The organism is Actinoplanes sp. NPDC019969 (genome assembly GCF_055562375.1).
The window spans coordinates 334,423-354,681 of sequence record NZ_JBVHFK010000005.1 but is presented as its reverse complement, the minus strand read 5'-3'; the positions used below and the strand labels follow the sequence as shown (position 1 = coordinate 354,681).

Sequence of the window (20,259 nt, the reverse complement as noted above, 5' to 3'; positions counted from 1 at the left end):
TCCGCCGGGCCGTTCCCCACCCAGGCGTGTTGAGTTCGGCCGCTATGGGCGCCCGAACCCAACACGCCGAACGCAACCGGGGCGTGTCGAGTTGAGGCGCGCGGAGCGGCCCAACCCAACACACCTGCGTCGGTGGTGGAAGATGCCGGGCGGGTCAGTGGGGTGGGGAGACGCGACGGGAGTCGATGGTGACCGCGACGAGGGTGATGAGGGTGACGGCGGCCAGGGTGGCCAGCGCGGGCATCGCTGTGCCGGCGACCGCGAACGGGACGACGAGCAGGGCCGCCGCCGGCAGGGCCGGGTCGAGGCGGCCGGTGACGCGCCACCGGAAGGCCGCCTGCGCCAGCAGGTGCAGGGCGAGGCCCCCGGCGAGCGCGGCCAGCGCGACACCCTTGAGCGGGTCGGTCAGCGCATGCGCCTGTTCGTCGCCGACGTATTCGAGGGTCTTCTTGAGACCGAGGGCGATGAGTACGATCCCGGCCACCAACGGCAGGTGCAGGAAACTGTAGGCGTCCCGGGCGAGGGCGGCGCGCCGGCCCTCGGGCACCGTGCTCAGGGCGTGTTCCCCGGCTGCCGACGTGCCGCCGAAGTACGCGTGCCACAACCCGCCGGCCAGGGCCAGGCCCAGCGTGGAGGCGACGACGATGGGCCAGGAGATCGGCAGGCGGGCCACGCCGACCCCGATCGCCACGATGGACTCGCCGAGCGCGACGATCACGATGAGGCTGTGCCGTTCGGCGAAGTGCCCGGCGGACCGGATGCGCCATCCGCGCGCGCCGCCGAAGTAGGTTCCGGCGTAGTCGACGGCCAGCGCCGCCACCCACAGCCAGGTCCGGGCCGCGCCGCCGGTGGCGGCGGCGGCGAGCAGCAGGGCCGTGCCGCCGAGCATCGCGGGCGTGAACAGCAGCACCTGGCGGCGGAGCCCGGCGTCACCGCGCGACAGGAGATAGAACAGCACCAGGTGCAGGGCCCGGAAGACGAAGTAGCTGACCGCCACGACGACCGGCCCGGACAGTCCGCCCGGGGCGTCGCCGAAGGCTTCCGGAATGGACAGCGCCAGGATGAACATCGCCGCCATCGCCGCGAACATGGCGAACCGGGCGCTGCCCTGGTCGGCGCGGACCAGGTTGGCCAGCCACGCGTACCCGGTCCAGCTCCACCACAGCAACGCCACCACGAGCAGGCCGCGCAGCAGCCCGATCCCGGTCAGCTCGGCCGCCATGGTGGCGGTGACCTGGGTGAGCGCGAAGACGAACACAAGGTCGAAGAACAGCTCCACCGGGGAGACGACACCGGTTTCCGGCATCGCCCGCAGCTCCAGCCGGGCACGCGTCATGCCTCATGTAAGCATGTAATCACCGTTCCGCGCGGCCCCGCCCACCCGTCAGGCGGGCTCCTCGGTGTAGTCGACGACGGCGCGGGCGGCCAGCAGCGGGCGCAGCCAGGCGCCGAGTTCGAGGTGGGCCGGGTGGCGCTGGTAGGCGCGCAGGTCGTCGGCATCGTGGTGGGTGGTGGCCAGGTGCAGGTGCCAGGAGACGTCGGTGTCGCATTCGTCCAGATGCACGCGCAGGGTGCGGATCTGCGGGACGGCGCCGGCCAGCGCCTCGAGACGCGCCTTCGCCTCGGCAGCATCACCGGCATCCGCAAACTTCATCAGAACGACGTGCACGAGCACCCTCGTACCCCCGAAAATATCTTTGCCATCGAGATAACCCCTGTTGCGAAGGTGGCACCCGAGTGTAGTTTTGGGAAACGCCGTTTCGCTAGGGGGAACCGCCAGTGTCAGTGCGTGTCGCCGCCGCTCAGATCGAGGCCGGCCAGGACGTCGAGGCGAACCTCGCGGCCTGCCTGCGCGTCATCGACGCCGCGGCCGGACGGCGGGCCCAGCTCGTGGTGCTGCCCGAGTTCTGCAACCATTTGTCCTGGTACGCGTCTCGTGCCCAGGCGCACGAACGGGCCACCCGGCCCGGCGACGCCTTCCTCACCGCGATCGCCGAGCGGGCCCGCCGGCACCGCGTCTGGGTCAAGGTCAACGTCACGCACGCGCACCCGGACGGCACCACCGGCGGCACGAATCTCCTGTTCGACCCGGCCGGCGCGGTGGCCGGGACCTGCGACAAGCAGACGCTGATGGGCGCGGAGAACGACTTGCTGGAGGCCGGCCGGACCGCCGGGCCGGTGCTGGACACGCCGCTCGGGCGCCTCGGGATGTACGCCTGCATGGAAGGCGTCATCAACGAGGTCGCCCGCGGCCTGGCGCTGCGCGGCGCTCAGGTGCTGCTCAACAGCCTGAACAGTTTCGCGCTCGACGAGGCCGACCTGCACATCCCGGCCCGGGCCGCGGAGAACAAGGTGTGGGTGGTCGCGGCCAACAAGGTCGGGCCGCTGCTCCCCCGGGACGAGCTGCCGGCCATCGCCGCGCGGCTCGGGGTTCCGCCGGAGTGGCTGCACGGGGCCGGCGAGTCGCAGATCGTCGCCCCGGACGGCACGGTCCGGGCGAAGGCGCCGCGGGCCGGCGAGGCCGTGGTGGTCGCGGACATCGAGCCGTCGCTTGCCGACGACAAACGACGACCCGACGGTACGGACCTCTTCGCGACCCGGCGGCCGTCGCTGTACGCCCCGATCGCCGCCGCCCCCACCGGCCGCCGCCGGCCGCCGGGCGCTCCCACTCTCCCGGTCGCCATATCCCGAGATATCGGACAGGTTGCCGAGCTGGCCGCCGAAGGAGCCCAGCTCATCGTGCTGCCGGAGTTCCCGGACGAGCCGAAAGCCACAGCCGAGCCGGACGGCCACGCCGAACCCGAGGGCGGGCCGGGAACAGCGGGCAGGACGGAAACAGCGGACCGGCTGGAAACAGCGGCGTTGCGGGAGGCGCTGGCCGGGACGACCGCTCACGCCGTCACCGTGATCGGTGGGGAGGGCGTCGTGATCAGTGCGGGCGGTGTCGTCGCCCGCCAGCCGAAGCTGCACGGCGGCCCCGGCGCCGCGATCGTCCCGGTCGATCTGGCGTGGGGCCGGCTCGCGGTGATCGCCGGGCGCGACGCGCTGTACCCGGAGACGTTCCGGCTGGCAGCGCTGCTGGACACCGATGTGGTCGCGGTTCCCTACGACGCCCAGGAGGACTGGGAACTCGCGCTCGGCCTGCCCGAACGCGCCGCCGAGAACCGCCTCAACCTGATCGTCGCCACCCCCCTCGATCAGCCCGCCGCGATCTTCGCGATGACGCCCGACTTCACGCTCTGGACCCGGTGGGAGGGCCCGTTCACCGGCCGCATCTCGACCCCGGTCCGCACCGACGTCCCGGCCGGTGCGGTGTCCGGCGCCGGTGCGGTCGCCCCCGCCCAGGCCGCGAACCGTCTGGTCTCGCGGAACACCGACCTCGTCGACGGCCGCCCGTGGCGGCTCGTCCAGGCTCTGACTTCGTAGAGAGGCGAACATCGTGGCCGAGACGATCCAGCAGGTGGAGGACATGGTCGACAACTCGCCGGCCATCGATGTGCACGACACGTTCGACTTCTACCGGCGGCTCCTGGCCGATCTGAAGGCGAAGATCGACGCCCGGTTCGAGCTGGCGCGTGACCCGTCCACGCTGGATCTACAGTCGTACGGCGGCTATCCGGACGGCCCGGGCGGTTCCCTGGAGGCGTACGCCGGCCCGGAGATCGACTGGCTGGTCCACTCGTGGATCGGCAACCCGGCCGCGAGTTTCGCCAACCTGCATCTGACCGCCTGGCTGGGCCCGCAGGTGAGGGTGCCGCATCTGGGGATCGCGCTGCTGGTGTGGCCGGGTGGCTGGTTCTACCTCGACTCGGTGCCGCGGACGAACCTGGCCGAGGACGGCGACTACTACGACAGGTACTACGAGCCGGTCAACGAGGAGTGGCTGGAACTGCGCGGCGACCCGGAGTTCGACTATTTCGTCAGCCGGGCCGGGTTCATCCGGGCCGGCCTGTCGCCGACCGCGTACTGCTTCTCGTTCGAACGCTCCCAGCGCAATCTGGACATCGTGGCGGCCCGGGCGCACGCGCACGTGGACCGCTGGCTGCGCTGGGTCAACGAGGCCTCACCCGTCCCCGCCGCCGAGCGGAACGCCCTGGCCACGACCGACGAGACGATCCGGCGCAACATCGCCGAACGGGATCCGGCGAACGTGATGGGCGTCCGGTTCTTCGGCGAGGAGACCACGAACCGGCTGGTCCGGGCCCTGTGGGGCGGCGACAGGGAACTGCCCCGGCCCGGCGCCGCGTGATGAGCGTCCGCTCGGTCCGGTGGGCTGCCACGATTCCCGGCGCCGAGGCCCCGTTCGGCACCGCGCACCTGCGGGTGTTCTGTCCGGCGAAGCCTGACCAGCCGGACGCGCTCGACAAGGCCCTGCAGTTCCCCGACATCGCCGGTATCCGGCGGAGGTGACAGCCATGCTCAAGAACTTCTGGTACGCGGTGGAGTTCTCCGACAAGGTGACCACCAAGCCGGAGCGGATCACCGTTCTCGGGCAGTACCTGGTCATCTACCGCACGCCCCGGCAGGGCCGGGTGGTCGTGCTCAGCGACCTGTGCGTGCACCGGGGGGCGGCGCTCTCCGGCGGCTGGCTCGACGACGACAGGATCGTGTGCCCCTATCACGGGTGGCAGTACGAACCGGACGGCGCCTGCGTCAAGATCCCGGCGAACCTGCCGGGGCGCGGGATCCCGAAGAAGGCGCGGGTCGACTCGTACCCCGTACGGGAGAAATATGGTTTCGTCTGGGTCTTCATGGGTGATCTGCCGGAGCCGGAACGCCCGCCGATGCCGGTGTGGCCGGAATTCGACGACCTGGTGGAGAACGGCGGCAGGTTCCGCCCGGTGACCGGCGAGTTCCTGTGGAAGGCCAATTACGAGCGGATCCTGGAGAACGGGTGCGACATCGCGCACGCGCCGTTCGTGCACGCCGGCCGGTTCGGTAATCCGGACATGCCGCAGGTGCCGGATTACGAGGTGGAACATCCGGACGAATGGTCGGCGTTCGCGACGGTGGATCTGCATCCGCCGAAGCCGAGCGGTCTGTGGGGCAGGTTCGGCCGGCTGATCGGCGACGATCTGAAGAAACGGCCGCCGGTCACCACGTCGGCCGGCTGGATGCTGCCCAACATGATCAAACTGCATGTCCGGCTGCCGATCGGCGACATGGTCATCTACGACACCAACATTCCCATCGACGAGACGACCACGCTGGTAAAATGGGTGGCGCTGCGCACGTTCTTCACCGGGCGATGGGCCGACAAGGACGCGATCAACCGGACCATGCGCATCTTCTACGAGGACGCGGCGGTGGTCGACAAGGTCCGGCCCGAACTGTTGCCGTTCGACCTCGGCGCCGAACTGCACATCAGGAGCGACCTCATCGCCGTCGAATACCGGCGCCGCCGCCAGGAGCTCGCCGAGAAGGGCTGGCTGCTCGACGAGGACGATTTCATCACCGGTGACGTGCCGAAACGCACCGCCACGGTGATTCCCTCGCCGGCCCGCCGGGAGAGCCCGGAACTGTCCCGCGCCTGGGTGCACAAGGCCCGCGGAGAGCACCCGACCGTCGCCGCCGCCCGCCTGATGGGCTCCACCGGCGAGGAAGAGGAATCGAAGTGAGCCTGCCCGCCGCGCTTTCCGACATCACCCTCGACAAGATTCTCAGCCGTTTCCCGCTCGCCCGCACCGAGCAGCGCGATCTCACCTCACCGATGAGTCCCGCCCCGGTCGGCCGGATCAGAATCTGGCGGGGCGCCGGCACGGTGGTCAAAGTCGTGAACGTGTCCCTGGTCGTTCCGATGATCGGCCTGGACAGCCACATGATCTTCGCGTTCACCGCACCGGGATCCGGCGTCCCGCATTTCACGCTGGACTCGGTGGCGAACGGGGAGGACTACGCGTTCCACCTCGACCTGGTTCCCCGGATCGATCTGGCGACGTCATCGTCCTATCTGGATTCCGTCTACGAGCCGCTGACCCCGCTCTACACGGAGGTCTCGCAGCGCGAAGGGCTGTCCCCGGCCCGTCTGACCCCGCGCCAATACGCGCTCATGTCGCCGTGGATGCTGGTGAACCGGGCGGAGAAGGCGGCGTTCCAGGGCATCGGCGACGCCGTGGACGCCTATCTCGAACATTGGGCCACGCTGGCCGAGAAAGGCGTCGAGGCGGTGGGCGCCGCCGAACGCGACGCCGCCCACCGGGAGCTGCTGTTCAGCCCGGAGATCGACCCGGTCTGGAAGCAGACGGTCCGGCTGCTCGGCGAGGAACAGAGCGAATCCGTACGCCTGGCGCTGGTGAGCAATGACTGAACCGTCCACTTGGCAGAAACGCATCGGAGGCGTTTGGCACGGGCGGCCGTCGCTGTTCGACCACAACGGGACCTGGTGCGGTTTCGAGGAGATCCGGCGGTCGTCGGACCACGCGGACGGCGTCACCACGTACCGGATGGACGGCGGGCTGATCGGCGGCGGGCCTCTGGCCGGGCAGTTCCGGCTGGGCGCGCCGTTCTCGTTCGGGGTGATCGACTCGGACGCGAACCGGGTCTACACCGGCCCCGACTTCTTCGGGACCGGGCAGCCGTACGGCGGGTTCGTCGACTCGCACTACTACGGGCCGGGCTGGCAGGTCGACCTGAACACCTGGAACCAGGTGCTGCCGGACGGCGAGACGCAGGTCTACTCGTCGGTGCTGTACCAGGGGTGGGCGGTCGCCGGATGCTTCAACGGCCTGTACACCCGGGTCCCTTCCCGCGTCGACGACCTGATCGCGTCCGAGACCCGGAACGGATCGGTGCCGTACATCCTGCCGACCAAGGAGGCGGGGGCGTTCACCGGATCCCTGGAGCTGTGGGGCGCCGATCAGAAGCTGCGCGGCACGGTGGCCGCGTCGATCGCGCTGGAGCCGGCCGACCTGCTGCGAACCCGCCGGACCGTCTCCTGGCAGGGCGCCGGGCTGGACCGTACGTTCACCGTGGAGGCCCGCCGGGACGGCAACAGGCTGTTCTTCGAGGGGCCGGAGGCGTGGGGCAACGCGATCGGGTTCGGCCGGGCGTCGTTCCAGTCGCTGCACTTCACCGACGTGTGGAAGGTGAAGGCGCGGGAGTTCTCCATCGACGCGGCGCCGGGGATGTGGGCGGGCCGGCAGCTCGCTGTCGTCTACGAGCTGTTCCACGGCGGGACCCTGGACTCCGTGCTCCACGGTCTTCTGGAGTGGCGGTCATGACCGTCGTGGTGGTCACCGGGGGAACCCGTGGGATCGGGCAGGGTCTCGTCACGGCATTCCTCGCCCGGGGAGCTTCGGTGGCGTACTGCGGGCGGACCGTGACGGAGCCCGCCCCGGAAGGTGCGCTCGCCATCGCGGCCGACGTGACGAATCGGGCAGACGTGCGCAAGCTGTGGGACGCGACAGTCGACCGCTTCGGAAAAATCGATATATGGGTCAATAACGCCGGGATGTCCCACTCGCGGAAGCCGCTCTGGGAACTGGACGCGTCCGAGATCTCACGAGTCGCCGGGCTCAATCTGGAAGGCACGCTGCAGGCCAGCGCGGTCGTTCTGGAGGCGATGCTCGCCCAGGGGCACGGCACGCTGTGGAACATGGAGGGCCTCGGCTCCAACGGCCAGATCGTGCGCGGCCTGATCCCGTACGGAGCCACCAAGCGCGCCGTCACCTACGCCACCCTCGCGATGGCCAAGGAACTCAAGGGCACCCCGGTCACGGTCGCGCTGCTCTCCCCCGGCATGGTCGTCACCGACCTGCTGATCCGGGACTACGACCCGGCCGAGTTCGCGAAGGCGAAGAAGATGTTCAACATCCTCGCTGACCGGGTCGAGACGGTCACCCCGTGGCTGGCGGCGAAGGTCCTGGCCGGGACCAGGAACGGCGGCCGGGTGGCCTGGCTGACCGGGCCGAAGGCCGGGTACCGGTTCGCCACCGCCGCGTTCCGTAAGCGTGACCTGTTCGGGGACTCCTGATGGACTACCCGATCGTCCTGGCCGTCGAGGATTTCGTGCCGGTGGTGTTCGGGACGGCAGGGTTCGTGCTGCTGGCCCGTACCGCGCCCGGGGTCACCGCACGGAACGCCGGCCTCGCCGGCGCGCTGCTCATCGGTGCGGGCGGCATCGGCAAATGCGTCTGGAAACTGGGGTACGCGGCCGGCGCCGGCGACGGGGAACTCCTGGAACAGTCGCTGTTCCCGCTGATGGCCGCCGGCGCGACACTGCTGTCGTGGGCGCTCGCCGTCACCGTCCGTCGCGGGAAGCCGACCCGGTTCTGGCCGTTCGCGCTCACGTTCGCGCTGTGCGCCGCCGGTTCGATTCTCGCGGGCAGCCTCGACCCGCTGTTCGTCGCGGCGACGCTGGGCGTGACGGCGGTCAGCGTGCTCGGCGCCATCATCGCCGCCCGTCACCGGCAGTGGTGGGCGGTCTCCCTGTACGTGCTCGGGCTCGTCCTGGTGATGGCCCTGGTGCCGCTGCGATCCTCCGGCGGGCACCACACGCTCGCCTTCCAATGGCTCGAACAGTCGATCAACACGGCCGCGCAGGGCTGCCTGCTGGTGGCCGCGTGGCTCACCCTCCGCGCCTGCCGTCCCGCTCTGATCGGAGCCTTCCGATGACCGACGCCCTCGGCTGGCGCCGCAAGTTCGGCGTCATCGCCCCGTCCACCAACACCATCGTCGAACCGGATTTCTACGCGATGGCCGTACCCGGGGTCACCGCGCATTTCTCCCGTATCCACATCCGCGACCAGAACCTCTCCGACGACGCCCGGTTCGAGAACCTGCTGGCCCAGATCCGCGCCGAGATCGGGTTCGCGTGCGAGCGGGTGCTCACCTGCGAACCCGATTACATGGTCATGGGCATGTCGGCGGAGACGTTCTGGGGCGGCGTCGAAGGAAACCGGGAATTCGTCACCCAGATCAAGGGGATGACCGGCCTCGACGTGGCGACGGGGGCGGAGGCGTGCGAGCGGGCGCTGCGGCTCTACGGGGCCCGGAGAATCGGTGTGGTGACGCCGTACCAGCCGGTCGGGGACGCGAATGTGGTCCGGTTCTTCGGGGAGATCGGGTTCGAGGTGACGGCGATCGAAGGTCTCGGATGCCCGACGGCGGTGTCGATCGCGCACGTCACCGAGGACGAACTCCGGGAAGCCATCCTGAAGGTGAACGGGCCCGAGGTCGACGCGATCGTCCAATGCGGCACGAACCTGTCGATGGTTCGCCTCGCTGACGAAGCGGAGCGCTGGCTCGGCAAACCGGTCATCGCCATCAACGCGGCGACCTGGTGGATGGCGTTGCGCGAAAACGGCATCAAGGACAAGGTTTTCGGGGCGGGATCGTTGTTGCGGGAGTACTGACGTCTTTCGGTTTGCGCGGGGCGGTTTCAGGCTTGCGGTGGCTGCCGCGTGTCCCGGTTTTCGATTCGCCTTCGGTGGTACGGGTGGGCAGCCGTTTTCGGGCTGCGAGGAGAGCTGGGGCCTGTTACGCGGCTATGTAAGTCCATGGTCGACAGCCGTTCCACGACCCTGCGGGATCGGCGCGGTGACCGTCACTCAGGCGGGGAGCTGCGGGTGTATTCCATGGTCCAGTTGGATTCCCAGGTTCGGCCGTCGTCGTTGGAGAAGCGCTGCTCCCAGCGGGCCGAGGTGGGGGTGATGTCGGACCAGATGAAGTGGGCCCTGATGGGTTTGCCGTCGTGGGTGTCGTCGCCGTGGAAGTCGCCGCGGCCGTCGGTGAAGGTGCCCACGACGGGTGGGTAGAGGAGGCCGGTCCGGCTGCTCGCCCAGTAGAGGGACCAGGTCTTCTGCTCCAGGTCGAACAGGCGCAGGGTGAGGCCGCCGCTGTTCAGGGTCGGGAAGGTGATCTCCTCGGTGTTGCCGCCGCCGTTGAGGATCGGGCGGCAGGTGCTGAACCCGGGGAAGGTCTCCCACTCGTCGCTGCCGGTGAACAGGGTGGTGAGCCGGCGGTTGATCACGGTCCACGAGCCGAGAAGGAAGTCGAAGTCGGTCATGCGGTGATCATCAGCGGCTACCCCTGACATCTTCTGTCAGGGTCCTGGCAGACTGTCGCGGGTGCGTGCCAGCCGACTGCTCTCCCTGCTCCTGCTGCTGCAGAACCGTGGGCGGATGAGCGCGACCCGGCTGGCGGCCGAGCTGGGGGTGAGCGTCCGGACGGTGTACCGGGATGTCGACGCGTTGCTGTCGGCGGGCATTCCGCTGTACGCGGAGGCCGGGCCGGCCGGTGGATATCAGCTCATGGAGGGCTATCGCACCCGGCTGACCGGGCTGACGGCGGCGGAGGCGGATTCGCTGTTCCTGACGGGACTGCCGCAGCCGGCGGCGGAACTCGGGCTGGGCGCGCACCTGGCCGCCGCGGAACTGAAGCTGATGGCGGCGCTGCCCGTGCCGTACCGGGAGGCGTCGACCCGCATCCGGCAGCGGTTCCACCTCGACGCGCCGGGGTGGTACCGGGAACCGGACGCGGTGCCGCATCTGCTCGCGCTCGCGGACGCGCTGTGGCAGGACCGGGTGGTGGAGGTGCGGTACCGGCGGTGGTCGCCGCGGCCCGGCGAGGTCACCCGGCGGCTGCATCCGCTGGGACTCGTCCTCAAGGCCGGCGTCTGGTACCTGATCGCCGCAGGGCATGGCACGCCACGTACCTATCGGGTCGCCTCGATTGTCGATCTTGAGCAGTTGCCGGACCATTTCGCCAGGCCGGAGGGCTTCGACCTGGCCGGGTTCTGGCAGGCGCACGTCGAACGGTACGAGCAGGGCGACACCGAGCAGGTCATGACCGTACGCCTCACGGCAGCCGGGGTGACCGCGCTGCCGGACGTGCTCGGCCCGAGAGCCGCACGCCATGCCCGCGCCGCCCTCACGCCCGCCGGGCCGGACGGCTGGCGGCAGACCACCATCCCGCTGGAGAACCTGCCGCACGCCACCGCGACCCTGCTGCGCCTCGGCGCGGACGTCCAGGTGCTCTCCCCGCCCGAACTGGTCGCCGAGACGGCCCGCACGATCCGGGCGATGAGCCGCCTCTACGATCTTCGCTGACGGTGTCCGGTGACCCACAGTGGAGGATTCGCGATGACGCAGGAGACGGCCACGCCCCGGAGCGTGCGCATCGTCGCGGCCGGGGTGGCGCTGCTCGGGGTGCTGAACATCGTCCGGCTCGTCGTGCAGACGGCGTGGACGTTCACCGGCTCCGGGTGGTCCACCGGCGCACGGACGATGTTCCTGGCCCTCAACGCGATCCCGCTCGCCCTCTCGGTGTTCTACCTGGTCCTCGCCTACCAGCTGATCCGCGGCCGCTCGTGGGCGTGGGTCACGGCTGTCGTGCTGGTCTCGCTGACCAGCTTCATCGGGGCGTTCCTGCTGCTCATCGGCCTCGTCGGGGACGGTTTCCCGTACCTCGGCCTGGCCATGTTCGCCGCACCCCTCGCCGTGCTGCTGGGCTTGACCGTGCCCCGCTCGGTCCGCGCCTTCTTCCAGCGCCGGCCGGCGCCGCTTCTTCGCTGAGGCGGGCAGGCCCGGTTCGGGGAGGTTCGGGTACGCGCCGCCGGTCCCGAACGGACCGATGACCGGGGTCACGTGGGCGGCGCTGTACGGGACGTACCAGTCGGCCGAGGACATCCCGGGACAGCTCGTGGCGCTGCGGTCACCGGATGCGGCGGTTCGTGACGAGGCGTTCGGCCGGCTCTGGGGCGCGGTCGTGCATCAGGGGACACGGTGGCAGGTCAGCGCGCATGTGGTGCCGTTCCTGGTGCGGCTGATCGACGATCCGGGGACGCCGGGGCGGGTGGATCTCGTACGCCTGCTGCGGCAGGTCGGCGTGGGTCCGCGCAGCGACCGCGACCTGCCGTTCGATCAGGGCGCGGCCTTCCGGCGGACGGTAACGGCGGAGCAGGAGGCCATGGTCGTCGAACGGCTCTACCACGACGAGGACGAGTTCGACGACGAGTGGGGAGAGATCGCCGACGCCTGTGCCGAGAAGTGGGATGCCGACGCCTACTTCGCCACCGCTGCCCACGTGGACGCCTATCGGCGGTGGCTCGGCGACGAACCGGACGTCGCCTCGCAGGCCGCCGAACTGCTGGCCTGGTTCACGCCGACCGCGTCTACCGTTGCGGCGCTCCTGGGCGCGGACGGCGGCGACGCGGTCCGGGCCGCCGCCAACCTCACGCTCGCGCACACGGAAGTGCCGCCGGCTGTCGTCGTGGGGCGGATGACGTCGCTGCTCGAACATCACGGGGCTGTGGTGCGGTTGACGGCGGCGATCGCTCTCGCGTACCGGCAAGGCGTTGATCTTCCCGATCTCGGGCTGGACATCCTCGTCGACGCGAAGGAGCGGAAGATTGTGCCCGGCTTCCCGCTCGGCTGGCATGCGCGGGCGCCGCGCGGCCATGTGGCGCTCGCGTTACAACGCCTGGGACTCGGATGAGAGCAGGGAACCGCTCGATCCGGCCGTCCGGGGTGACGAACCAGTCGTGCAGCCCGCCGGGCCCGTTGATGTACCCGTCCACCGACATCGACATGTAGAGCACCGGGACAGTCATGTCCGGTAGACCGGCGAGGCAGCCGGAGCTCAGCGGTGACGTCCGGACGGGAACAGCGCGGCGACGGGCCCACCGGCGCCGAGGGCCCGGACCGCCGCCGCCAGCGCGGTGACCGCGCCGGCCGGGATCGCACGGCTGGCGTTGCCGGTGAACTTCGCCGTCACCTCGGCCGCCGTCAGCGGATGCCCGGGACCGCCGCGCGAGCTGTCCACCCGGTGTTCCAGGACCGCACCGGACGTCGTGCGCACCCGCAGCACTCCGGCGAACGCGCGCGGGAACGCCGCGGTGGCCGCCGGATCGGCGTACATCCGCACCCTGCTCGCCAGCTCCAGGCGCCGCGGGTCCAGGCCGGCGAAGTCGTCCAGGCCCACCCCGAGCCCCCCACCGCCGGTCAGGGCCACCGCCAGGGTGTACGGCCCGGAGAACTTCGCGTGGTACCCGCTGCGGGGCCGCGCCTTCTCGGCCGCCGGCTCGGCGATGGTCCGCAGCACCGGCCCGGCCACGCCCAGTTCGGCGCTGTCCACGTCGTCCGGGTCGAGCCCGGCCGCGCGCAGGGCGAGCGCGCAGTCGATCCCGGCGTGGGTGAAATGATTCGAGGGGTACGGCTTGAACACCGTCCGCAGCAGTTCCCACCGCTCCCCCAGCCCGTCCGTGACGGCCTCCGGCGTGAACCGGCCGGTGTGCGCGGCGAAGAACCCGAACCGGCCTTCGAGAGCCGTCGGCGGCCCGGTCAGCCCCTCGGCGGCCAGGGTCGCGGCGACCACGCCACCGTGCGCCGCCCAGCCGCAGTGCGCGCGTTTCACCGACCCGCCGGTCCGGTTCGCCTCCAGGACCCCGGCGCCCATCGACACGGCGATCCCGATGGCGTCGGCGATCCGGGCCGCGTCGAGGCCGTACAGCCGGGCCACCGCGACGGCCGCGCCGATCGTGCCGCAGATCGAGGTGGCGTGCTGGCCGCGCTCGAAGTACAGGTTGGCGCCGGTCTCCGGGTCGCATCCGGCCATGCCGAGCCGGTTGGTGACCTCGATCCCGGCGGCGATCGCGGCGATCAGGTCGCCGGGCGCGCCGGCTTCGGCGGCGGCGAGCGCGGCCGGCACCACCGAGGCGCTCGGGTGCAGCACCGACGGCAGGTGCGTGTCGTCGTAGTCGAGGGAGTGCGCGAGCACCCCGTTGACGAACGCGGCGTTCGGCGCGGGCAGCCGGTCGCCGTGGCCGAGCACCGTGGATTCCGGCACACCACCCCAGCGGCGCATCGCGGCGAGGGCGGCGTCCGCGTCCTTTTCGGCGTACGCGGCCAGACCGTTCCCGAGCACGTCCAGGATCCTCGTCGGCACGTCCGCCCGGACCCGCTCCGGCGGATCCACCGTCGCCGCGAACTCGCCCAGACGCTGCGCGAGCAGCTCTGTCATCGGGCATGCCCTCCCGGCCCTTGCTTCGCTGCGGTGCGGTCGGTCATGCCGGGACGACCGCCAGCGGCCGCACCGGCGAACCCGTCGCGCCGACCAGCCGCAACGGCGCCAGGATGAACTGGAACTCGGTCACTCCCGCGTCGGCGAGCCCGGACAGCAGCATCGTCTCGACGATGTTGATCCCGGCCTCGACCAGCAGGATCCGGTGCACCGGCAGGCCGGCGTGGCCGGCGCCGGGGGCGATCCGCTCGTACGCGATCGTCTCCGCCCCGGTCACGGCGATCTCCCGTTCGGCCAGCCAGCGCGCGGCCGCCTCGCCCGGGCCGGGGACCCCGTCCCTCGTACCGAGAAAGGTCTCCCCCTCGCCGAAGAGCCGTGACCAGCCGGTCCCGACCAGCACCGCATCGCCGCTGTTGATCGGCAGGTCGCCGGAGGCGGCCTCCAGGTCGGCGACCGTGACCTCGTAGCCCGCCGGCAGCACCGCCACCCCGTGCACTTTCGCGACGTCCAGGAACACACCGCGGCCGACGTACGGCGGGAACTCGTCGATGCCGAGCCTCGCGAACCCGGCGTCGGACTGCACGTCGGCGGCGACCACCCCGCCGTGCAGCAGGCCGTCCTGGGAGACGTGGGCGAGCGCGTCCACGTGCGTGCCGACGTGCGTGCCCATCACCAGGATGTCGTTGGCGGCCGAGCCACCACCGGCCCGCACCAGGTCGCCGTGCCGCCGGACCAGCGCGTGCGTGTAGGCCGGATGGTTCGGCGACTGCGGCATGCCCCGGCGCATCGGCTGCGCGAGATCGAAGACCTTCAAGGCCACTCCCTTTCGGTACGGGGACGCGCTTCAGATCACACCCTCGGCGCGCAGCACCGCCCGTTCGTCCGGGCCGTACCCCAGGCCGGCCAGCACCTCGTCGGTGTCCGCGCCGCGCGGCCGCCCGGTCCAGCGGATCGCGCCGGGCGTGTCCGACAGCCGGTACAGCGGGCCGGGCATCCGCACCGGGCCGAGCACCGGATCGTGCGCGGTGGTCACCGCGTCCCGGGCGATGAACTGCGGGTCGGCGAACACGTCCGCGATGTCGTAGACCGGGGCGATCGCGGCCTGCGCCCGCTCGAACCCCTCGGTCACCGTCACCAGGTCCCGCTCGCCGATCCATGTCCCGAGCGCCTCGTCGAGGACGCCGGCGTGCTCGGCCCGGCCGGCGCCGGTGGCGAACCACGGCTCGTCGATCAGGTCGGGGCGGCCGACCAGGCGCATCACGCGTTCGGCGATGGCCTGGGCGCTGGTGGAGACGGCGACCCAGCGGTCGTCGGCGGTCCGGTAGGTGTTGCGGGGGGCGTTGTTGACGGAGCGGTTGCCGGTGCGGCGCTGCACCTGGCCCAGTTGGTCGTACACCATCGCCTGCATGCCGAGGACGGTGAGCATCGGCTCGGTGATCGCCAGGTCGATGACCTGTCCTTGGTGATCGTGGACGTCGCGGTGGTAGAGCGCGGTCATGATCGCTTGGGCGGCGGTGACGGCGGCGACACCGTCGGCGAGCCCGAAGGGTGGCAGGGTCGGGGGGCCGTCGGGGTCGCCGGTGATCGCCGCGAAGCCGCTCATCGCTTCGGCCAGGGTGCCGAACCCGGGGCGGTGTGCGTATGGTCCGAACTGGCCATAGGTGGTCACGCGGGCCATGATGAGCTTCGGGTTGATCTCGTGGAGCGTCTTGGGCCCGAGTCCCCAGCGCTCCAGGGTGCCGGGGCGGAAATTCTCGATCAGCACGTCTGCCCTATTCACTGCTTTTTTCAGGATATCTGCACCTTTATCGGTGCCCAGGTTGAGGGTGACCGTGCGCTTGTTGCGGCCCAGCATGGCCCACCAGAGCGGGACGCCGTCCTTGGCCGGGCCGTGCCCGCGGGCCGGATCACCCTTCGCCGGGTGCTCGATCTTGGTCACGTCGGCGCCGTAGTCACCGAGGATCGTCGCGGCCAGGGGTCCGGCGAACAGGGTCGACGCGTCGATGACACGCACCCCGTCGAGAGGGCTGGGCATGACCCACCCTAACCGCTCTGTTCCATTAAGGGAAACCTCGTTACTGTGTGCGAAACAATTGTCTCTCGCTCGGAGGTCCCGCCGGATGAGCCGTTACGATCTTCTGGTCCGCGGAGGCACCCTGGTCGTGCCCTACCTGGGCACCATCCGGGCCGACCTGGCCACCAAGGACGGCAAGGTCGCCGCGATCGCCGCTTCTCTGGGGGCCGACGAGGCCGCGACCGTCCTCGACGCCACCGGCAAGCTCGTGTTCCCCGGCGCCGTCGACGCCCACTTCCACCTCGGCATCTATCGCCCGCTGGCGGTGGACGCGGCCGAGGAGACCCGGTCGTCGCTGGTCGGCGGCGCGACGACGGTGCTGTCCTACTTCCGTACCGGTCAGCACTACCTGAACACAACCGGCCCGTACGCCGAGATCCTCCCTTCCGTCCTGGACGCGGTGGCCGGGCACGCCTGGACCGACTACGGTTTCCACCTGGCGCCGATGGACACCGCCCAGGTCGGCGAGGTGCCGGCGCTCGTCGAGTCCGGCGGGATCAGCTCGTTCAAGTACTACATGTTCTACAAGGGCTTCAACCTCGCGGCGGACTCCCGCGACGCCAAGGCCTTCACGATGAGCGACGAGTACGACCTCGGCCACCTCTACCAGCTCATGGAGGCCGTCGCCGCCGCCGACGCCGCGAGTGACCGCCGGATCTCCCTGTCGCTGCACTGCGAGCAGGCCGAACTGATGCGCCTGTTCATCGACCGGGTCCGCGCCTCCGGCGATCCGCAGACGCTCAAGGCCTACTCGGACGCGCGCCCGCCGCTGACCGAACGGGTCGCCATCGGCGAGGCCACCACCCTGGCCCGTGCCACCGGCTGCCCGGTGAACCTGCTGCACCTGTCGTCCGGCGAGGCCCTGGCCGCCGCCCGCGAGGCCCGGATCGCCTTGCCCGGGGTCGACATGCGGTTCGAGGTGACCCTGCACCACCTGTGCCTGACCCACGACGAACTGGACTCCCGAGCCGGTTCCGGCGGTCTCGGCGGCAAGGTCAATCCCCCGATCCGTACGTATGCCGACACCGAGGCATTGTGGGCGGGCGTCCTGGACGGAACCGTCGGCTGGGTCGCCTCCGACCACGCCTGCTGCCTGGAGGAGGAGAAGGGCGACGAGCTGTGGCCGGCCCTGCCCGGTTTCGGCGGCACCGCCCTGCTCTACCCGATCCTGATCAGCGAGGGCATGCACAGGCGCGGTCTCCCCCCGGCCCGCGTCGCCGAACTGGTCTCGGCGAACCCGGCCCGCGCCTACGGCCTGGACGGCCGCAAGGGCAACCTGCTGGTCGGTTACGACGCCGACCTGACCGTCATCGACCCCGACCTGGAGCAGGAGGTCACCACCGGCCTGCTCCTGTCCGCCCAGGACCACTGCCCGTTCGAGGGCCGCAAGCTCCGCGGCTGGCCGGTCGCCACCATCCTCCGCGGCAACCTCACCTACCAGAACGGCGAGGTCCTCGGCTCCCCCCGCGGCTCCTTCCTTCCCCGCTGACCCCTGTCATCGCCCGCCGAACGCCTCGAAGGCCGGCTCCAGCTTGGCGAGGATCTCCGCCGGTGTGGCGGACGCCAGCGGCGGCGCCGGCACGATGAACGGATTCTCGCCGTCCTCCGCGACGGCCTGTTGCAACCGGAACCGCTGCACCGCCTCCTGCAGTGTCGAGAAGGCCGTGACGATGTCGCGCTCCGACTCGTAGACATCCGAGCTGAGGCTGACCAGGGCGTTGTTGATGTTCACGGCCACTTCGGTGGCTGTGGGCGCCGACAGCGGCAGCGTCGGCTGATTCGGCGGGTCCTCCACGAGACCGCCGGCCGCGGTACCCCCGGCGTCCAGCAGTACGGCGAGAGCGAGACCCCACCCGCCGGCTATCGGCCCGGCGACAGTACCGGCCACGACCATCGCGATCGTCGCCCACTTGAAGGTGTCCTCCGGTGACGAGGCGTTCTGGCTGAGCGCCTGAGTGGCCTGGATGCCTTGATCCAGCAGTTGGACCACCTTGCTGCGCCGGCGGATGTAGAGGATCTTGGTGACCTTCACCTGATCGGCGACGATACGCGCCAACTCGGCGAAGTTGGGGAACCTCGTCGTGAGCGGTGTGCAGAACGCGTCGCTCATCTCATCGCTGAAGGCGCCGCGCCAGGCGGCCATGTCGGCACGGATCGCATTGACCCGGGTGAGCGCTTCGCTCGCGCCGACCCACCCGCCGCTGGAATCCGGCTGTCCCCCGAAGACCGCCTGCATCCGGGTCAGCGCATCGATGATCTGGTCGAGGTGATCCGGATCCGGGAGCAGATGACTTTCGAAGGCGGGAATCACCCACTCGAAATCCTGGGTGCGCACCTGTTGCCGGTACTGCTCCCGCTCCGCATCGGTAATGGGGAAGATCGGGGCCTTGTCCGGGTTCGCCTGTGCCCACTTCTCCTCGACGACCCGCTCCCATGACTGAGCGTCCTGAAGGGCCTGCCGGATCAGCTCCGCCTTGAGCCGGCGAGCCTGATCCTGGACGGTCTGCTGGTAGGCCTCACCGGCGAGGTGTGGAGGTGTCGTGAAAGCGTTCTGGTTCGATGTCGCGTCCTCACCCACGGCTCGTGTCCTCCCCGCCCGTCAGGATGCCGGCCGCTGCGGATATTCGCCGGACCCCGGGACGGGCGGCAGGGAATCCGGACCGGCCTGCATCGAAGGACTCTCCAGAGCGCTGGCGAGAAGGGTCTTGCCGTTCTCCTCGTCGACGACATCGAAGACTTCGGTGGCCACGCGAACTCCCTGGGCGGCCTCCATCATCACGTCACCCATGTTCGTGAGCAGGGCCTGCATCTCCCCTCGCAAGCCTTCCCACGCGCTACCGACCGGCCCACTGACGGGTGCCCTCGATCCGGGGAACCCGCCGTCGCTCCACGGGAACGCGGCGCCACCACCGGTCGCTCCCTTCATGAGTCCGCTCATGTCGTAGAACGTGTCCGCGATTCGCGGCAGGTGCACCTCGGACACCCGCCACAGGTGGATCAGGTGACCACCGGTGACTCCCTCGACCATGTCCTCTCCCCGTACATCCGTCGTGTCAGGCTGGCAGCCGGCGCCGCCGGCGTCTCGTGATTCCCCAGGCGACGATCAACGCCAGGGCCGGCACGCCCACCCCGAGGATCCACAGCCATGGGGTCGCCCGCTGATCGGGTGACTGCACTGCTCCGGTCTGCGGTACGTCGACCGCGAAGATCCGGCTGGACACCATGTCGATCACGTACAGCGGGCCTCCGGCCGCGGGACCGGCCGCGATCTGCACCGGATCACTGCGCGGGAACTCCGCCGGCGGCAGGTCCGCAACCACCGTGACGGCGCCGTCGGGGCTCAAGCGGTGCACCGCCCGCTCCGAGCCTTCGACGATGTAGACGTCGTCACCGCCCACACTGACTGCCGACACGTTGGTCATGCTGGGCGCCGCGAGTGGCCATTCCTTGCCCTCGTAGGCGCTCCACCGGCCGGAATCCTTGGTGATGGCGGTGACCGCCTCGGCGTCCATCCGATACAGGTGGACGGTGCCGGTGATCCACAGATCGCCGCGATCATCGGCAGCGAGGTCGCCGGGCAACGGGATCGGGCGGCCCGACCGCTCCGCCGCACCGTTGCCGACGGCCACGGTCACCGTGCCGTCGGCGGTGCTGGCGAAGACCCGGTTGTTCTCCCGGTCGGAGATGTAGAGAGTGCCGTCCGCGGTGACGGCGATACCCCGGATGTCGTACAGCCCACGAGCGTTCGAGACGTCGGCACGCAGCGAGATCGTTCCGTCCGGGGCCAGCGCGTAGACGCGGATCGCGCCGCTGTCCGCGATGTATACCGTGCCGTCAGCACCCACCGCGACATCGGTGGGAAGGTTGAGCGAGACAGCAGTGCCCTTGGTTCCCGGTGACACGGGCAGGCTCTGAGCCCGGCCCTGCCCGTTACCGGCGACAGTGCGGATGGTGCCGTCCGGAGGCACCGCGCGGACCCGGTGATTCATGGCGTCGGCGATGTAGAGGGTTCCATCGGGGCCGACCGCCGCCCCGTACGGCTTGTTCAGTTCCGCCGCGCTCGCCGGACCGCCGTCACCGCTGAAGCCGGCGTCGCCGCCGGCGACGAGCCGCAGCGATACGGCGTCCGCCTCTGCCGGGACGGGCAGGAACAGCACGGTCAGCAGCGCCACGGCTGCCGCGGCGACGCGTTGGGCTGTCACGAATTTTGTGTACCACACACCAGC

Annotated in this window: 22 protein-coding genes; 13 read left to right on the top strand and 9 right to left on the bottom strand. The window is 70.4% G+C overall.

Annotation, left to right across the window (positions count from 1 at the left end; all coding sequences use genetic code 11):
* Positions 1–154: 154 nt before the first annotated feature.
* Together ACZ3II_RS17790 and ACZ3II_RS17785 are read right to left on the bottom strand one after the other, a co-directional pair.
* Positions 155–1,336 (bottom strand): low temperature requirement protein A, encoded by a 1,182-nt coding sequence (locus ACZ3II_RS17790; RefSeq protein WP_465518735.1) that lies wholly within the window; start codon positions 1,334–1,336, stop codon positions 155–157.
* Between the two features lie 48 nt (positions 1,337–1,384).
* On the bottom strand, positions 1,385–1,669 hold the full coding sequence (locus ACZ3II_RS17785; protein WP_465518734.1) for a Dabb family protein: 285 nt from the start codon (positions 1,667–1,669) through the stop codon (positions 1,385–1,387).
* A 110-nt stretch (positions 1,670–1,779) separates the two neighbouring features.
* Here ACZ3II_RS17785 and ACZ3II_RS17780 point away from each other — a divergent pair, with 110 nt between their 5' ends.
* The 9 genes from ACZ3II_RS17780 to ACZ3II_RS17740 are packed head-to-tail and all read left to right on the top strand — an operon-like array spanning position 1,780 to position 9,353.
* Positions 1,780–3,426, top strand: coding sequence for a nitrilase-related carbon-nitrogen hydrolase (locus ACZ3II_RS17780; RefSeq protein ID WP_465518733.1), 1,647 nt, complete (start codon positions 1,780–1,782; stop codon positions 3,424–3,426).
* A 13-nt stretch (positions 3,427–3,439) separates the two neighbouring features.
* A complete protein-coding gene (locus ACZ3II_RS17775) occupies positions 3,440–4,249 on the top strand; it encodes an oxidoreductase (RefSeq protein WP_465518732.1) in 810 nt (269 codons plus the stop codon).
* On the top strand, positions 4,249–4,410 hold the full coding sequence (locus ACZ3II_RS17770) for a hypothetical protein (protein WP_465518731.1): 162 nt from the start codon (positions 4,249–4,251) through the stop codon (positions 4,408–4,410). The genes ACZ3II_RS17775 and ACZ3II_RS17770 overlap by 1 nt, the downstream gene beginning before the upstream one ends.
* 5 nt (positions 4,411–4,415) lie before the next feature.
* Positions 4,416–5,618 carry an aromatic ring-hydroxylating dioxygenase subunit alpha gene (locus ACZ3II_RS17765; RefSeq protein WP_465518730.1) on the top strand — a complete coding sequence of 401 codons (1,203 nt, stop codon included), beginning with the start codon at positions 4,416–4,418 and terminating at the stop codon, positions 5,616–5,618.
* Complete coding sequence (locus ACZ3II_RS17760) at positions 5,615–6,307, top strand: hypothetical protein (RefSeq protein WP_465518729.1); 693 nt, start codon at positions 5,615–5,617, stop codon at positions 6,305–6,307. The genes ACZ3II_RS17765 and ACZ3II_RS17760 overlap by 4 nt, the downstream gene beginning before the upstream one ends.
* Positions 6,300–7,220, top strand: a complete 921-nt coding sequence (locus ACZ3II_RS17755) for a hypothetical protein (protein ID WP_465518728.1) — start codon at positions 6,300–6,302, stop codon at positions 7,218–7,220. Before ACZ3II_RS17760 ends, ACZ3II_RS17755 begins: the two co-directional genes overlap by 8 nt.
* Complete coding sequence (locus ACZ3II_RS17750; protein WP_465518727.1) at positions 7,217–7,972, top strand: SDR family oxidoreductase; 756 nt, start codon at positions 7,217–7,219, stop codon at positions 7,970–7,972. Before ACZ3II_RS17755 ends, ACZ3II_RS17750 begins: the two co-directional genes overlap by 4 nt.
* A complete protein-coding gene (locus tag ACZ3II_RS17745) occupies positions 7,972–8,613 on the top strand; it encodes a hypothetical protein (RefSeq protein ID WP_465518726.1) in 642 nt (213 codons plus the stop codon). The genes ACZ3II_RS17750 and ACZ3II_RS17745 overlap by 1 nt, the downstream gene beginning before the upstream one ends.
* The gene (locus tag ACZ3II_RS17740) at positions 8,610–9,353 is read left to right on the top strand and encodes a maleate cis-trans isomerase family protein (protein WP_465518725.1); all 744 of its coding nucleotides are present in this window, start codon (positions 8,610–8,612) and stop codon (positions 9,351–9,353) included. The genes ACZ3II_RS17745 and ACZ3II_RS17740 overlap by 4 nt, the downstream gene beginning before the upstream one ends.
* Positions 9,354–9,544: 191 nt before the next feature.
* Here ACZ3II_RS17740 and ACZ3II_RS17735 read toward each other — a convergent pair whose 3' ends face one another.
* Positions 9,545–10,006: a hypothetical protein gene (locus tag ACZ3II_RS17735; RefSeq protein WP_465518724.1), complete on the bottom strand. Its 462-nt coding sequence runs from the start codon at positions 10,004–10,006 to the stop codon at positions 9,545–9,547.
* Between the two features lie 61 nt (positions 10,007–10,067).
* Here ACZ3II_RS17735 and ACZ3II_RS17730 point away from each other — a divergent pair, with 61 nt between their 5' ends.
* Genes ACZ3II_RS17730 through ACZ3II_RS17720 form a run of 3 tightly spaced genes read left to right on the top strand, consistent with a single transcriptional unit; the run spans position 10,068 to position 12,435 of the window.
* Positions 10,068–11,048: a helix-turn-helix transcriptional regulator gene (locus tag ACZ3II_RS17730; RefSeq protein WP_465518723.1), complete on the top strand. Its 981-nt coding sequence runs from the start codon at positions 10,068–10,070 to the stop codon at positions 11,046–11,048.
* A 33-nt stretch (positions 11,049–11,081) separates the two neighbouring features.
* Entirely contained in the window at positions 11,082–11,513 is a 432-nt protein-coding gene (locus ACZ3II_RS17725) for a hypothetical protein (RefSeq protein WP_465518722.1), read from the top strand.
* Positions 11,514–11,571: 58 nt separating this feature from the next.
* Positions 11,572–12,435 carry a hypothetical protein gene (locus ACZ3II_RS17720; protein WP_465518721.1) on the top strand — a complete coding sequence of 288 codons (864 nt, stop codon included), beginning with the start codon at positions 11,572–11,574 and terminating at the stop codon, positions 12,433–12,435.
* 144 nt (positions 12,436–12,579) lie between these two features.
* Here ACZ3II_RS17720 and ACZ3II_RS17715 read toward each other — a convergent pair whose 3' ends face one another.
* The 3 genes from ACZ3II_RS17715 to ACZ3II_RS17705 are packed head-to-tail and all read right to left on the bottom strand — an operon-like array spanning position 12,580 to position 15,994.
* Positions 12,580–13,959: an MmgE/PrpD family protein gene (locus ACZ3II_RS17715; protein WP_465518720.1), complete on the bottom strand. Its 1,380-nt coding sequence runs from the start codon at positions 13,957–13,959 to the stop codon at positions 12,580–12,582.
* A gap of 43 nt (positions 13,960–14,002) precedes the next feature.
* Positions 14,003–14,773, bottom strand: a complete 771-nt coding sequence (locus ACZ3II_RS17710) for a cyclase family protein (protein WP_465518719.1) — start codon at positions 14,771–14,773, stop codon at positions 14,003–14,005.
* Between the two features lie 30 nt (positions 14,774–14,803).
* Positions 14,804–15,994 carry a CaiB/BaiF CoA transferase family protein gene (locus ACZ3II_RS17705; RefSeq protein WP_465518718.1) on the bottom strand — a complete coding sequence of 397 codons (1,191 nt, stop codon included), beginning with the start codon at positions 15,992–15,994 and terminating at the stop codon, positions 14,804–14,806.
* Between the two features lie 85 nt (positions 15,995–16,079).
* On the opposite strand from ACZ3II_RS17705, the gene ACZ3II_RS17700 reads away from it, so the two are divergent.
* A complete protein-coding gene (locus tag ACZ3II_RS17700; protein WP_465518717.1) occupies positions 16,080–17,522 on the top strand; it encodes a dihydroorotase in 1,443 nt (480 codons plus the stop codon).
* Between the two features lie 6 nt (positions 17,523–17,528).
* On the opposite strand, the gene ACZ3II_RS17695 is transcribed toward ACZ3II_RS17700, so the two are convergent.
* The 3 genes from ACZ3II_RS17695 to ACZ3II_RS17685 are packed head-to-tail and all read right to left on the bottom strand — an operon-like array spanning position 17,529 to position 20,235.
* Complete coding sequence (locus tag ACZ3II_RS17695; RefSeq protein ID WP_465518716.1) at positions 17,529–18,611, bottom strand: hypothetical protein; 1,083 nt, start codon at positions 18,609–18,611, stop codon at positions 17,529–17,531.
* A gap of 21 nt (positions 18,612–18,632) precedes the next feature.
* The gene (locus tag ACZ3II_RS17690) at positions 18,633–19,061 is read right to left on the bottom strand and encodes a hypothetical protein (RefSeq protein ID WP_465518715.1); all 429 of its coding nucleotides are present in this window, start codon (positions 19,059–19,061) and stop codon (positions 18,633–18,635) included.
* A gap of 25 nt (positions 19,062–19,086) precedes the next feature.
* Complete coding sequence (locus ACZ3II_RS17685; protein WP_465518714.1) at positions 19,087–20,235, bottom strand: NHL domain-containing protein; 1,149 nt, start codon at positions 20,233–20,235, stop codon at positions 19,087–19,089.
* Positions 20,236–20,259 lie beyond the last annotated feature (24 nt).